The organism is Burkholderia sp. SRS-W-2-2016 (assembly GCF_001931485.1).
GTDB lineage: Bacteria > Pseudomonadota > Gammaproteobacteria > Burkholderiales > Burkholderiaceae > Paraburkholderia.
On sequence record NZ_MSDV01000053.1, the window covers coordinates 57,442 to 71,673 of the forward strand.

The following is a 14,232-nucleotide window of genomic DNA, read 5'->3' on the forward strand; positions in this document are numbered from 1 at the left end:
CGCGTCAGTCCTGAAGTTGCTGGCGCAAATACACCGCGGTCCGGCTGTCCGGCTCGCCCGCCACTTCGCGCGGCGTGCCGCTCGCGACGATTTTCCCGCCGGCGTCGCCGGCTCCCGGGCCCACGTCGATCACCCAGTCGCTCTGGATCGCCACCCGCATATCGTGTTCGACCAGCACCACCGTGTTGCCCGCGTCGACGAGTCCCTGCAACTGCACCATCAGGCGGTCGACGTCGGCCGGATGCAGGCCGGTGGTCGGTTCGTCGAGGATGTACAGCGTGTCGGCGCGCTGCGCGCGTTGCAATTCGGTGGCGAGCTTGATGCGCTGCGCTTCGCCGCCCGATAGCTCGGTGGCCGGCTGGCCGAGTCGCAGATAACCGAGGCCGAGATCGCGCAGCGCCGCGAGCGCGCGCATCACCGCCGCTTCGTCCGCGAAGAATTCGCACGCGGCGTCGACGGTCAGGCCCAGCACGTCGGCGATGTTCTTGCCGCGCCACGTAATTTCCAGCGTCGCCGCGTTGTAGCGTGTGCCGTTGCAGGTCGTGCACGGCGCGTACACGCTCGGCAGAAACAGCAGTTCGACGCTGACGAAGCCCTCGCCTTCGCAAACCGGGCAACGTCCTTGCGCGACGTTGAACGAAAAACGGCCAGCACTATAACGACGCTTGCGCGCGGCGGGCGTGTCCGCGAACAGCTTGCGCACGTGATCGAACAGCCCGGTGTAGGTCGCGAGGTTCGAGCGCGGCGTGCGGCCGATCGGCTTCTGGTCGACCCGCACCAGCCGTTTGATCGCCTCCATCCCGCCGGCGATATGGCCGCCGGTGCGCGCCGCCGCGGTGACGAACAGCGGGTTTTCTTCGTCATCCTCCACGTTGTCGATCATCTTCCCGAGCCGGCCCGCGACCAGTTCCGGCAGCGCCTGGCTAACGAGGCTCGACTTGCCGGAACCCGATACGCCGGTCACCGTGCTCAGGCAGCCGAGCGGAAACGCAACGTCCAGCTCATGCAGGTTGTTGCGGGTGATCCTCGCGAGCTTCAGCCAGCCCGAGGCTGCGCGTGGCGTGCGATCTGGCGGGGTCGGCGCGGCGAACAGATGCCGGCGCGTCTGCGACGCTTCGATGCTCGCGAGCCCTTCCGGCGGCCCGCTATACAGCACCTGCCCGCCGCCTTCGCCGGCAGCCGGGCCGACATCGACGAGCCAGTCGGCCCGCCGCATCATCTGCAGATCGTGCTCGACGATGAACAGCGAATTACCGGCGGCTTTGAGCGCCTGAAGCGCGCTAAAGAGCGCCTCGCCATCGGCGGGATGCAGGCCGGCCGATGGCTCGTCGAGCACGTACACCACGCCGAATAGTTGCGACGACAACTGCGTGCCCAGTCGCAGCCGCTGCAATTCGCCCGACGACAGCGTCGGCGTACTGCGATCGAGCGTCAGATAACCGAGGCCGAGATCGATCAGCGTGGTCAGCCGCTCCAGCAACTCGGCCGCGATACGTTGCGCGGCGAGCCGCTTCTCCTCCGACATATTCGGCGTGCGTCGCACATCGGGCGAGGCCTTGTGCGCCGAGCCGCCGGCGGACACGCGCTTTTGCACCGCCTCACGCATCGCGCTTTTACTGAGGACATTTGTCTTGCCCGCAACCGCATCGGTTGCATCGGCTGCGCCCGGCCATGCTCCGCGCGCGATCGGTTCGAGCATCGCGGCCAGCGCCGCGAGCGGCAACTGCGACAGCTCCGCGATATCGAGCCCGGCGAACTTCACCGACAGCGCCTCTTTCTTCAGCCGCTTGCCGCGACAATCCGGGCAGTCGCTGCCGACCATGTACTGCGACACGCGCTTTTTCATCAGCGCGCTTTGCGTGTTGGCAAAGGTATGGAGTACGTAGCGGCGCGCGCCGCTGAAGGTGCCCTGGTAGCTCGGCTCGTCCTTGCGTCTGAGCGCCGCGCGGGTTTCTTTCGGTGTGAGGCCCGCGTAGACCGGCACGGTCGGCTGCTCGTCGGTGAACAGGATCCAGTCGCGGTCTTTTTTCGGCAGGTCGCGCCACCGCGTATCGACGTCGTAGCCGAGCGTGACCAGGATGTCGCGCAGATTCTGGCCGTGCCATGCGGGCGGCCACGCGGCGATCGCGCGTTCGCGGATGGTCAGCGAGTCGTCGGGCACCATCGATTTTTCGGTGACCTCGTACACGCGCCCCAGTCCATGACAGGCCGGACACGCGCCCTGCACCGTGTTCGGCGAGAAATCCTCGGCAAACAGCATCGGCTGCTTCGGCGGGTAGGTGCCGGTGCGCGAATACAGCATCCGCACGAGGCTCGACAGCGTGGTCACACTGCCCACCGACGAGCGCGCGCCCGGCGAGCCGCGTTGCTGTTGCAGCGCGACCGCGGGCGGCAGGCCTTCGATCGCGTCGACTTCCGGCACGCCGACCTGTTCGATCAGCCGCCTCGCGTACGGCGCGACCGATTCGAAGTAGCGGCGCTGCGCCTCCGCATACAAGGTGCCGAACGCGAGCGACGACTTGCCGGAACCGGACACGCCGGTGAACACGACGAGCGCGTCGCGCGGAATCTGTACGTCGATGTTCTTGAGGTTGTGTTCGCGGGCGCCGCGCACCTGAACGAAACCTTCTAACGGCGGCGACGAATCGGCTTTGCGGGCAGTGGCGTCCATGTGCGATCGATGGCGGATGGGCAGGGCGTGCGGTGCGATATTAGCAGCGTGACTCCGCCGAAGCCCAGCCGCACGAATCGTGCCCAGCGGGGCATCGCAGCCGGGCACCGGCGCGCCTGCCCCGCACGACGGACCGCCCGCGCTTACACCTGCGCTTACACCTGCGCCTGCCCGCCGTCCGCCGCGATCTCGGCGCCGTTGATAAAGCTCGAATCATCGGACGCGAGGAACGTCACCACCTTCGCGATTTCCTCCGGCTCGGCAAGACGGCCCATCGGCACCAGCGACGCGAGGTACGCAAGCAATCCCTCCTGACCTTCACGCGTATCGCCGCCGAGTTCGGCCAGACCGATCGTGCGCGTCGAACCGGGACTGACCACGTTCACGCGGATGCCGCGCTCCTTCAGATCCAGCACCCAGCTGCGGGCAAGCGCGCGCACAGCGGCTTTCGAAGCACTGTAGATACTGAACGCCTGGGTCCCCGTCGAACCGGCGATCGATCCGGTCAGGATGATCGAGCCGCCCTTCGACATCAGCGACAGCGCCTTCTGCACGGTGAACACGACCGCGCGCACATTGCGGTTGAAGGTGTCGTCGAAATGCTGTTCGGAGATGTCACCGAGCGGCGCCATCGAGCCGCCGCCGGCGTTCGTGTACAGCACGTCGAGCCGGCCCTCTTCGGCGCGGATTCTCGCGAATAGCGCATCCAGATCCGCCGCGCGCGTGACATCGCCCTTCACGCCGCGCGCGCCATGCCCCACCGTTTCGAGCGCCTGTTCCAGTTCCGCTTCGCGCCGCCCGGTGATGTACACGCGCGCGCCCTGCGCGGCGAGATCTTTTGCCGCGGCCAGCCCGATGCCGCTCGTGCCGCCCGTGACCAGCGCGACCTTACCTTCCACTCGTTTGCTCATGATGTCCTCCAGGTTCGATGTCGATTCGTCGGCGCAACGACAGTCGCCGCCGACATAGCGATCGGTACCGCTATGGCCGGGAAGATTAACGAGCGGGCGCGGACGGCGTCCTTGAAGGATGCTGAATTTTTATGAAGCGGCGGTCACGCGAACTGGACGCACACCGCGTGGCGAACCGGGTAATCGTGGCCGGTGAATTCCAGCTCGCCGGTTTGCGGGTCGATCGAAAACACCCGGATAAACCCGTCATTTTGCGAGGCGGCAAGCAGATAACGGCCATCCGGCGATACCGCGAGATCCCGCGGCGCCGCGCCGCCCGACGGCCAGTGACCGAGCGGCGTCAGCGTGCCCGCTGCTTCATCGACGCGCGCGGCGAACACCGAATCATGACCGCGATTGCCGACGTACACGGTACGGCCCGACGGATGCAGCCGTATCGCACTCGCGTAACTGACGCCGCCGAAGCCGGCCGGCAGACTCGAAATTTCGCTGCTGAGCGAGGCCGCGCCAGCCGCGTCGAGCCGGTACATCCGCAGCGTCGACGACAGTTCGTAATTGACCAGCAGGCACTGGCCCGCGCGTCCGAACGCGAGGTGACGCGGGCCCGCGCCGGGCGCGGCCGGCAGGATCAGATCGGGCTCCTGACGCGGCAAGCCGGTATCGGCGGCCAACGGGTGACGTGTCACACGGTCGGCGCCGAGGTCCGCGATATAAACGTGGCGGCGATCCGGACTAACGAGCGCGCAGTGCGCGTGCGGCCCCTCCTGCCGCTCGGCGTTCGGGCCGCTCCCCTGGCCGACGAGAACAGCCGGCGCACCCATCGGCACGCGTTGCGCATCCAGCCGCAGCGCCAGCACTTCGCCGCTCAGATAGTTCGATACGAGCAGCAGCGACAACGTCTCGTCGACCGATACGTGGCAGGGCCAACTCCCCGGTGTCGGCGTGTCGTGCAGCAGGGTCAACGTGCCGCGCGCGGTATCGAGCGCATAGGTGCTCACGCCCGCGCCGACTTTGGCGGTCACTTCTCGCACCGCGTAGACGCGGCTGCGATCCGCCGACACCGTCAGATAGGTCGGATTGACGGCCGCCTGCACCGTGATCGGACTGAGTTGTCCGCTGGCCGTATCGAAGTTCAACAGATGGATGCCCTCGCCCTTACCTTCGACGTGCGGCATCGACTGCGTATAGGTACCCACTACGACGGTGAAGCTATTGCTTTGCTGATCAGTCACGCTCATCTCCATTTTTCACGAATCATAACGGCAATACCTAACGGCAATAAGAACCGCGACGGGCTCGACCCGCTATTACGTCACTTTGTTCGCATTTTGGGCGCGCTAAAATGCGCGCACCAAATCGGAAGCAATCCGGCAGTTCGATTGCCTCTTCCGTGCAATGCCCGCCGTCGATCAGGAACTGCGAAATGAAATTAGGGGAAGTGGAAGTCATACGAAGTACCCGGCAGATTCTGTCGAACGGCGTCGCGGTTCGCGTCAGCAGCCGCGCGTACGAACTGCTCGAACTACTGCTCGACGCCAATGGCGCATTGGTATCGACTGCGGACATACTCCGCAAGGTCTGGCCCGACACGATCGTCGAAGAGAACAATATTCAGGTGCATATCTCGGCGCTCAGAAGGATCTTCGGAGCGCATCGTCAGCTGATCCAGACGGTCTCCGGAAGGGGCTACCGGCTGGTCGTTCCGAACGCGCGGGCAGTGGAGCCCGCGCCCGGGTCCGCCGCGCATGCCGCGGTCGCGAGGCCCGCGACGCCCGCGACACCCGATCCCGCGCGGCGCTTCAGGCTGCCCGATGTGCACGGCCCGCTGTTCGGCCGCGACCCGCTCTTGCACTCACTCGCCGGCGAACTCGAACGCAATCATTCGCTCATTACGCTGGTCGGCGCGCCCGGGTCCGGAAAGTCGCGCATCGCAATCGAATTGGCGCACCGGCAGCAACACCGGCGAGGCATCGGGACCGCGTATCTGTCGCTGGCGGCATTCCCCCATCGCGACGATCAACGTGCGGCGCTCGACGCGCTGCTCGGCACTATGAATTGCGTGGCCGCTCGCGCAAGCGCGCGCGAGCCGCTGCTGATCGTGCTGGACAACTGCGATCTGAGCGCGTCGTGCGTGATCGAATCGCTCGACGAGCGCGGGCTTTTCAGCGGCCCGGGCAGAACGACAGTGCTCGCGACCTGCCGGGCTCCGCTCAACGCGTCGATGGAGAAAGTCGTCTACGTCGACTCGCTATTGCCGGCTTGCGGCGCCGGCAACGAGCATCCGGCACTGGACCTGTTCGTCTCGCGTGTGCGCGCGCTGGATCCCGACCTGCCGCTCACCGACGCGTTTATCGAACAGGCGCGCGAGCTGGTGGCGGCAATGGACGGCTTGCCGCTGGCAATCGAATTCGCGGCCCGTCACACGTCGTTGCTCGGCATCGATGTCGTCACGTCGCTGCTTCAGCGCAACCTGCCGCTGCCCGCGTACGAAATGCGCGGCCCGGCCGACAGCCACCATGCTTCGTTCGACGCGGCGCTCAGGTGGACATGGGCCCACTTCAGCCCGGCCCAACAAACCATCCTTCGCGGCTTGTCCCGGCTCGGCCGGCCTGCCGGTCCAGACGAGTTGTGCGCGCTCGGCGCCGCGCATGGCTTGCCGCTTCATCAAGCGCTGGATGCGATCAGCGCACTGGTCGATAGCGCATTCGTGTTTCGCCTTTACGACGGCCCCGCGGTCGAATACCGGATCCCGAATACGATCCGGCGCTTCGTGAACGGCGAAACCAGCGAAACGCACGCGCCTGATTCAGCCACATCCCCGCAGCCGTATTCGAAGACCGAATGCGACTCGCTGTGCTGACGGTCCGCGCCGCAGCCCCTCTTTCATGCCGGAGAATCGAAGTTGATAGCAGTTGGACCGTTGCGTGTTTGCGTTGCCACCGGAACCGTCGAGAAAGAAGGCCTTGCCTATCCGTTGAGCCGCCGCGCGGTCGCGATCCTCGAAGCACTGATCGCCGCGCGCGGCAAGCTCGTGTCGAAAGCCGCGCTGATGGAGCATGCGTGGCCCGACACGATCGTCGAAGAGAACAACCTGCAGGTTCACATCAGTGCGCTCCGACGCGCGCTGGGCCACGCGCGCGATCTGCTTCGCACCGTCGCCGGCGATGGCTACCTCCTGCTGCCCGAACCCGAACCGGCGCCTGGCCGGCCAGGCACCTGGTCGCAAGGACTGCCGTTCGTCGACACGCTGTTCGGCCGTGAAGCGGCGGTTGCGGAACTGCTTTCGTTGCTGGGCTCGCACCAGACGGTCACGCTCACCGGAGCCGGCGGAATCGGCAAGACGAGTCTTGCGGTCGAACTGTGCCGGGACCCTCGCAATCCATTCACGAGCATCCGCTTCCTGCGGCTCGCGCCGCTCGCCACCGAGCGGGAAGCGCGCGAAGCGGTGTTATCGCTATTCGCCGACCTCGCGCACGGCAATACCCCGACGCTCGACGACCTCGCCGAACATCTCGCCCACGCGCAGTGCCTGGTCGTGCTCGATAACTGCGAACACCTGATCGACACCGCGGCTTCGATCGCCCGGAAACTGACCTCCGGCAATCCGGGCGTGCGGGTGCTGGCGACCAGCCGGGAGTCGCTCGGCATCAGCGGCGAACGGCTGCACGCCGTCAAGCCGCTGGCATGCCCGCCGGCCGCCGCGTCGTGCGATCAGATGCTCGCGGCCGATGCGATCCGGCTGTTCCTGCACCGGATGCGACGACAGTCGGCCGGCTACACGGAGGATCAGCCGACGCTCACGGCGATCAGCGACATCTGCCGCCGCCTCGACGGCCTGCCGCTCGCAATCGAACTGGCCGCCGCGCGCGCCGCCACGCTCGGGCTCGACACCGTCCGCCGGCATCTGGACGACCGCTTGTCGCTGCTCACCGGCGGCTCGAAAGACGTGCTGCCGCGACATCAGACGCTGCGCGCAGTATTCGAATGGAGCTACCGGCTGCTGCCCGAAGTCGAGCAGATCGTGTTCCGGCAGACCGGCATTTTCGTCGACGGCTTCACGCTCGATGCCGCGCTCGCCGTCGTCGCGCCTCTGGGTCTCACCTACGCCGATGTCGCGGCCGCGCTCGCGGGCCTCGTCGCCCGATCGCTGGTGATTCGCGAGCCGTTGCAAACCAGCCGCTTTCGCCAGCTGGAAAGCGCCCGCGCCTATGCGCTCGCGCTGCTGGACGACAACGGCGAGACCGGCGCCGTGCTGCGCGCTCACGCGGCGTTCTTCCAGGCGTTTTTCGACGCCGGCGTCCTGAACCGCGAAGGACGATCGATCGCCGGCATGATCGGCATTTTCGATCCGGAAAAAGGCAATCTGCGCGCCGCGTTGACATGGGCTTTCGGGCCCGGCGGCAGTGAAGCGCTAGGACTCGAACTGGCCTGCACGGCGGTGCCGCTTCTGTACGATTTGTCGTGGCTCGCGGAATGCACGCATTGGGCCAAGGTCGCGTTGGACGCGTTGGCGCGCAAGCCGCGCGTCGAGCGATATTCGCGTCAAAGGCTCAAGCTGGTTTCCGCCTACGCGGCCGCGCTGGCCTATACCGAAGGCCCGGGCCCGGTCGTCTACGACGCATGGCGCGAAGCGCGAATCATCGCGCGGCATCACAACGACAACAGCGGCCAGCTCAGAGCGATCTGGGGCCTCTGGAACACGAAACAGTACGCCGACGAGCCCGTGCGCGCGTTGGACCACGCGCGCCTGTTCGCGCTCGCCGCCCGCGATCTGGGCGGCCCTTTGCATGCGGCGCTGAGCCGTCGGCTGATCGGCATCGCGCTGCACTACAGCGGTCAGCATCGGCGCGCCGAGGGCGAGCTGCTGGCGGCGCTGCGCGCACCGGAGCTGGCGTTTCAGCGCTGGACGACGACCGGGGTGCGGATTCATCAAACCGCGGTCACGCAGGCCACGCTCGCGCGGGTGCGCTGGTTTCTCGGTGAGCGGGCGAGCGCGTTGTCGCTGGCCGGCGAAGCGGCGAGCGCCGCGCAAGACGCCGGTCATGAAACCACCCTTGCTTACGTGCTGATCGAGGCCACCATTCCGCTGGCGATTCTGAACGCCGAGCCGGCCGCCGCGCTGCGGGCGATCGAACTGCTGCGCAGCGAGTGCCGGCAGGCGGGGCTCAATATCTGGCTGCAGTGCTGCGACGCGTTCGAATGGATCTGCCGGGCCCAGCAGGGCCCGCTCGACGCGGCCGGTCTGCGCGGTATGGAGCGCGCGGTGTCGCGGCTTGCCGAAGGCGGCTATCTTGCCGCGCTGCCGCTGGTGCTCGGCGAACAGGCAAAGGCGCTCGGCGCGAGCGGACAGCCGCGCGAAGCGATGGCCGTGATACAGCGGGCGCTCGACCAGTGCAGCGCGCGGCGTAGCTGGTGGTACTTCCCGGTGCTCGACCGGATCGCGCAAGCGCTTACCGCATCCGCCGGCCGAAGTTCGGCGTCCTGATCGCGTCGCGTGACGGGCGTGACGGGCGTGACGGGCGTGACGGGCGTGCATGCGCGGCGCGTCCGTCGCGACGCGCGCCCCTCACTCCTCCTCACACGCCGCCAGCCCCGCTTCGAACCTCAACCGCCCGCCGCCCAGATACGCGCTCGCGGCGGCCGCGTCGGCCGGCCGCGCGAACCAGAAACCCTGCACTTCATCGCAGCCGTTCTCGACCAGGAAGTCCAGTTGCTCGCGCGTTTCGACGCCTTCGGCGACCACCCGCATCCCGAGCGTCTGCCCGAGCGCCAGCACCGCTTTGACGATCGCCTCGTCCGCGCGCGAGCGGCCGATCCCCCGCACGAACGACATATCCAGTTTCAGCCGGTCGGCCATGAAGCTGCGGATATACGCGAGACTCGAATAGCCGGAGCCGAAGTCATCGATTGCGATCGAGATGCCCTGCTCGCGCAACGCGCGCAGCGTGCCGAGCGAGCGCGGCGCCATCAGCACGCCTTCGGTCACCTCCAGTTCGAGATTGCGCGCGCCGACGCCGGTGCGCTGCAACGTGCTCGCGACCAGCGCGGGCAGATCGGAGCGCTCGAACTGCACCGGCGACACGTTCACCGACACCACCAGTTCCGGATACTGCCGCGCCCAGATCGCGATCTGCCGGCACGCGCGCTCCAGCACCCATTCGCCGATCTGCACGATCAGCCCGGTTTCCTCGGCGAGCGGAATGAACAGCGCGGGACTCACGTCGCCCTGCTCGGGATCGCGCCACCGCAGCAGCGCCTCGAAGCCGAGCGTCGCGCCCGTGACCGGATCGACGCGCGGCTGATACACGACCGAAAACTGCTCGCCGGCCACCGCGCGCCGCAGCGCATGCGCGAGCAGCGCGCGGCGGCTGGTCTGGATCGCGATCTCCTGGTTGAACACCTGAATGCTGTTCGCGCCCATCGACTTGGCGCGGTACATCGCCGCGTCCGCGTATTTCAGCAACGTGTCCGGGTCGCTCGAATGATCGGGATAGACCGCGATGCCGACACTCGCGTGCGGCACGATCAGTTTGTCGCCGACCGAAAAGCCGCGATTGAGCGCGTCTTTCATCCGCGTCGCGGCCGCCACGAAACTGTCGATATCGCCGCGCCCGCGCAGCACCGCGACGAACTCGTCGCCCGCGTAACGGACCACCAGCTCGCCGCGCGCGACAGAGCCGGACAGCCGTCGCGCGACTTCGCACAACACCTCGTCGCCGGCCGTGTGGCCGAGCGAATCGTTGATCTCCTTGAAGCGATCGATATCGACGAACACCAGCGCGAGGCGGGACCCGTGATGCGCGGCGCTCGCGACGATATCGGCGAGGCGCGACTTCAGTCCGAGCCGGTTCGGCAGATGCGTGAGCGCATCTTCGTACGCCTGGGTCCGCAACTTTTCCTTCACCGCTTCGTGCTCGCTGACATCGTGGGCGGTAATGAAGCACGCGTCGCGGCCGGCGAAATCGAGCAGATGATAGGTGACGTCCACGTAAAAAACCGTGCCGTCCGCGTGTTTGTGACGGCGCACGCCGCCCAGCCCGCCGGTCTGCCCCGACGCGAGATAGCCTTGCAGATCGCGCCTGAAGGCGTCGACGTCCGCGCTCGGACGGATCTGCTCGATCGAGGTCGCGCGCAGTTCCTGCAACGTCGCGCCGTATTGAATCTGCGCGGCGGCATTGGCGGTCAGGATCTCGAACGACTTGACGTCGAAGATCAGCATCGCGACCGGGTGCCGCTCGAAGTACTCCTTGAAGCGCCGCTGCGCCTCGGTGGCGACGATCGTCGACGCGACTTTCGCGAGCTGCGCGCGTTGCCGCGTCAACAGCGCGAACAGCAACAGCAGCACACCCGCCGCCGACGCGACCGACAGCGAAATCTTCTGCCTGACCAGCTGGTCCTGCGCGGCGAACTGCATGTCGGCGATCCGTTGACGCTCGTCCGCCGCCAGTTGCGCGAGCTGCACCATGATCGCGCCGAGAGTCTTGTTGGCCTGTTCGAGCAGGGCCGGCTGGATCAGCGCGGAGCCGGCGTTGGCCAGCGACACGTTCCTTGCCGCGGAATCGAGCTGCACCGGCCATACGGTGCTCAGGCGGCGCAGTTTCCGGAGTTTGTCCGCCGCGCCCCCTACTTCGGCGAGGCCGCTCTGCAGCCGGTCGTAGGTCTGCGCGACCGCCGCCGCGCGGCTGACCGGCCAGCCGCGCGAGCTGTAGCCGGCCACGCCGACGCCTTGCAGAAAGTCGCTGTTGGCCGCCACGTGCAGATCGAGCAGCGCTTCGAGATCCGACGTCGTCGCGAGCGCGTTGCGCAGCCGCAGGTCTTCGGCGTTATGCGACAGCGTCGCGTTGATCGACGCGCCAATGGCAATGCAGATCACCACCGCGGCGAGCATGGCGATCACGGCAGTCCCGCTCAGGTGGCGTGCTGGCTCTGATCCAGCGTGACTGTTTCTACCAGCTTGATTCATTCTCGGGGACGACTTTTCTGTGCATCACGTCGACGCTAGCGGCCTTCACGCGTGACTGGGTAGTACGTGCAAGCCGGCGTAGCCGCCGTGTCAAAACAGGGTGCAGGAAAAGGCCCGGATGCGGACGTCAGCGTCCTTGTGGAAACAAATCAGGAGCGGTCTGCGATCGAGCTTTACATCGGATTAACGGGTGCGTGGCTGCATCTTTGATGCGTATAAACACCTAGCGGCGCGCGTTGCGGCTTACGCGCGGCGCGTGCCCGCCCGCGCCCGTTCGATCACTTCGACCACCAGCATCCCCGCCGCCATCGCCGCGACGAAGCCGACGCCCTTCGGATAGCCGGCGCCGAGCGCGACCAGCGCGGGACCCGGACAAAAGCCCGCCAACCCCCAACCGACCCCGAACAGCGCGCTGCCGGCCAGCAGCCGACCAGTGATGGCCGTACTCGCCGGAATTTGCAGCGGCAGACCGAGATAGGAACGCTTGCGCTGCCTCGCCACAAAAAACGCCACCGAGCCGACCGCGATCGCGCCGACCATCACGAACGCGAGCGACGGATCCCAGTTGCCCGCGAGATCGAGAAAGCCCAGCACCTTGGCCGGATTCGCCATGCCGGAAACGATCAGCCCGATACCGAACACCAGGCCCGCAACAAGCGCGACGACAGGAACGAGAAAAGCCGCCATCTCAGCCTCCGAACAGATGCCGTTGCACGAACACGGTCACGAAGCCGACCGCCATGAAGGTCGCGGTGGCGGCCAGCGAGCGGATCGAGCCGCGCGACAGACCGCACACGCCGTGGCCGCTGGTACAGCCGCTCGCATAACGGGTGCCGATGCCGACCAGAAAGCCGGCCGCGAGCACCGTGCCCCACGTCGAATCGATCTGCGCGGCGACCGGCATGCCGAACCATGCGGCCAGCACCGGCGCCGCGAGCAGACCGATCAGGAACGCGAGCCGCCAGTCGACATCACGGCGCGGCCAGCTCAACAGCCCGCCGACAATGCCGCTAATCCCGGCGATGCGCCCGGCGAACAGGAGCAGCACGGCCGCCGCGAGCCCGATCAGCAAGCCGCCGGTCAGCGACAGGCCGGGCGTGAAGTGAGTCAGGTCGATCGTCATCATGGACTCCTCGATGCGTTGGATGGAACGGCTTCGTCGCGGGGCGCGCTTACGTCAGGCCGACGAGCGCCTGCTTGCGCGACTTGATTTCCTTCAGCACGAACGCGGAATAGACCTCCTTCACGTTCGGCAACGCGCCGATCTGATGGCGCGCGAATTCGCCGAACTCGTCGAGCGTGCGCGCGACCACGGTGAGCTGATGGTCATAGCGGCCCGAAATGCAGCTGCACGCGATGATCTGCGCACTCGTGATCACCGCGTCTTCGAATGCCTTCACATGCTTCTGATCTTTCTTGTCGAGCGACACGTACACGTATGCCGTCACGTGAAAGCCCAGCTTTTTCATATCGACGTCGGCGTGATAGCCGCTGATGATCCCTTCCTGCTCCAGACGCTTGACGCGCCGCCAGCACGGCGACGTCGTCAGGTCGACGCGCTCGGCCAGCTCGGCGCTGGAGAGCCGCGCGTCCAGTTGCAGCGCTTTCAGAATCTGCAGATCGATTCGATCCACGTCGTGTTCCGCATTGTTCATTTCAAATTCTGCCCGGTCGCGAAACGTTCATTTTAATCAAAACGCCCGGAACGGCAATTTCAGCCAAACAATTTCTATCCATGACGCGTATAGTCTGCTTACAAAAATACCCCCGGGCGCGCTAAAACCACGCCCGCCGCGCCGCTTATACGAGCAGCGGCGTCGATCCGCGCAGTGCATGTCCCGCACGTCGATCGGGTCGATCAGCGGGTTTATCCAGGAGAGCATTGCATGGATCTCGGCTTGAAAAATCAGCACGCTCTCGTCTGCGGAGCGAGTAAAGGACTCGGTTATGCATGCGCCGAAGCGCTCGCGCGCGAAGGTGCGCGGGTCACGCTGATTGCCCGCAACGAGACGGAACTGAGCGCCGCCGGCCAGCGGCTGCGCGAATCGAGCGGCGCACAGGTGGATGTGATCGCCGCGGATGTGTCGACCGAAGCGGGCCGCGCGCTGATCGTCGAGCGAACCCAAAACGTCGATATCCTGATCAATAACGCGGGCGGCCCGCCGCCCGGTCAGTATGCGGACTGGTCGCACGCGGACTGGCTCGCGGCGCTCGAAGCGAACATGCTGAGCGGCATCTTTCTGATCAAGGCATTTTTGCCGGCGATGCTCGAACGGCGTCACGGCCGCATCGTCAACATCACGTCGGTGACGGTCAAGCAGCCGCAGGCGCTGCTCGGTCTGTCGACCGCGGCGCGCCTGGGCCTGACCGGCTATGTGGCGACCGTCGCGCGCGAAGTCGCCGCGCATGGCGTCACCATCAACAATCTGCTGCCCGGCTATTTCCTGACCGACCGCCTGCGCTCGATGTTCGACAAATGGGACAGTCAGGCCGGCGAAAGCGCGCCGGTGTCCGAGCAGAAGCGCCTGACGATTCCGGCGCAGCGTTTCGGCAGCCCGGCCGAATTCGGCGACGTGTGCGCATTTCTTTGCAGCCGGAGCGCGGGCTATATGACCGCGCAGAACATCCTGCTCGACGGCGGTCTGTATCCCGGCACGTTCTAACGCCGGTCCCGCATCGCCTCCAAC

General features: G+C 66.4%; 10 protein-coding genes. 3 read left to right on the forward strand and 7 right to left on the reverse strand.

Annotated features, from left to right (window positions below; translation table 11 throughout):
* Positions 1 to 4: 4 nt before the first annotated feature.
* From BTH42_RS23550 to BTH42_RS23560, 3 genes are all read right to left on the reverse strand, one after another.
* Positions 5 to 2,671 (reverse strand): excinuclease ABC subunit UvrA, encoded by a 2,667-nt coding sequence (locus BTH42_RS23550; protein ID WP_075303569.1) that lies wholly within the window; start codon positions 2,669 to 2,671, stop codon positions 5 to 7.
* A gap of 155 nt (positions 2,672 to 2,826) precedes the next feature.
* On the reverse strand, positions 2,827 to 3,582 hold the full coding sequence (locus BTH42_RS23555) for an SDR family NAD(P)-dependent oxidoreductase (RefSeq protein ID WP_075303570.1): 756 nt from the start codon (positions 3,580 to 3,582) through the stop codon (positions 2,827 to 2,829).
* 143 nt (positions 3,583 to 3,725) lie between these two features.
* Positions 3,726 to 4,814, reverse strand: coding sequence for a lactonase family protein (locus BTH42_RS23560; RefSeq protein WP_178392222.1), 1,089 nt, complete (start codon positions 4,812 to 4,814; stop codon positions 3,726 to 3,728).
* Positions 4,815 to 5,005: 191 nt separating this feature from the next.
* On the opposite strand from BTH42_RS23560, the gene BTH42_RS23565 reads away from it, so the two are divergent.
* Both BTH42_RS23565 and BTH42_RS23570 read left to right on the forward strand, forming a co-directional pair.
* The gene (locus BTH42_RS23565; protein ID WP_178392223.1) at positions 5,006 to 6,442 is read left to right on the forward strand and encodes a winged helix-turn-helix domain-containing protein; all 1,437 of its coding nucleotides are present in this window, start codon (positions 5,006 to 5,008) and stop codon (positions 6,440 to 6,442) included.
* A 42-nt stretch (positions 6,443 to 6,484) separates the two neighbouring features.
* The gene (locus BTH42_RS23570) at positions 6,485 to 9,067 is read left to right on the forward strand and encodes a winged helix-turn-helix domain-containing protein (protein ID WP_075303573.1); all 2,583 of its coding nucleotides are present in this window, start codon (positions 6,485 to 6,487) and stop codon (positions 9,065 to 9,067) included.
* A gap of 81 nt (positions 9,068 to 9,148) precedes the next feature.
* On the opposite strand, the gene BTH42_RS23575 is transcribed toward BTH42_RS23570, so the two are convergent.
* The 4 genes from BTH42_RS23575 to BTH42_RS23590 form a co-directional block, all read right to left on the reverse strand.
* On the reverse strand, positions 9,149 to 11,470 hold the full coding sequence (locus BTH42_RS23575) for a bifunctional diguanylate cyclase/phosphodiesterase (RefSeq protein WP_256702189.1): 2,322 nt from the start codon (positions 11,468 to 11,470) through the stop codon (positions 9,149 to 9,151).
* Positions 11,471 to 11,788: 318 nt separating this feature from the next.
* Entirely contained in the window at positions 11,789 to 12,232 is a 444-nt protein-coding gene (locus BTH42_RS23580) for a DUF6691 family protein (RefSeq protein WP_075303575.1), read from the reverse strand.
* Between the two features lies 1 nt (position 12,233).
* On the reverse strand, positions 12,234 to 12,668 hold the full coding sequence (locus tag BTH42_RS23585) for a YeeE/YedE family protein (protein WP_075303605.1): 435 nt from the start codon (positions 12,666 to 12,668) through the stop codon (positions 12,234 to 12,236).
* A gap of 49 nt (positions 12,669 to 12,717) precedes the next feature.
* Positions 12,718 to 13,200: an Lrp/AsnC family transcriptional regulator gene (locus BTH42_RS23590; RefSeq protein WP_075303576.1), complete on the reverse strand. Its 483-nt coding sequence runs from the start codon at positions 13,198 to 13,200 to the stop codon at positions 12,718 to 12,720.
* A 231-nt stretch (positions 13,201 to 13,431) separates the two neighbouring features.
* Here BTH42_RS23590 and BTH42_RS23595 point away from each other — a divergent pair, with 231 nt between their 5' ends.
* A complete protein-coding gene (locus tag BTH42_RS23595) occupies positions 13,432 to 14,208 on the forward strand; it encodes an SDR family oxidoreductase (RefSeq protein WP_075303577.1) in 777 nt (258 codons plus the stop codon).
* Positions 14,209 to 14,232 lie beyond the last annotated feature (24 nt).

Bases quoted from the DNA above. Each gene is read 5' to 3' on its own strand.
- BTH42_RS23595 (WP_075303577.1), top strand. From the start codon at position 13,432: ATGGATCTCGGCTTGAAAAATCAGCACGCTCTCGTCTGCGGAGCGAGT.
- BTH42_RS23550 (WP_075303569.1), bottom strand. From the start codon at position 2,671: ATGGACGCCACTGCCCGCAAAGCCGATTCGTCGCCGCCGTTAGAAGGT.
- BTH42_RS23565 (WP_178392223.1), top strand. From the start codon at position 5,006: ATGAAATTAGGGGAAGTGGAAGTCATACGAAGTACCCGGCAGATTCTG.
- BTH42_RS23585 (WP_075303605.1), bottom strand. From the start codon at position 12,668: ATGACGATCGACCTGACTCACTTCACGCCCGGCCTGTCGCTGACCGGC.
- BTH42_RS23555 (WP_075303570.1), bottom strand. From the start codon at position 3,582: ATGAGCAAACGAGTGGAAGGTAAGGTCGCGCTGGTCACGGGCGGCACG.
- BTH42_RS23580 (WP_075303575.1), bottom strand. From the start codon at position 12,232: ATGGCGGCTTTTCTCGTTCCTGTCGTCGCGCTTGTTGCGGGCCTGGTG.
- BTH42_RS23590 (WP_075303576.1), bottom strand. From the start codon at position 13,200: ATGAACAATGCGGAACACGACGTGGATCGAATCGATCTGCAGATTCTG.
- BTH42_RS23575 (WP_256702189.1), bottom strand. From the start codon at position 11,470: ATGCTCGCCGCGGTGGTGATCTGCATTGCCATTGGCGCGTCGATCAAC.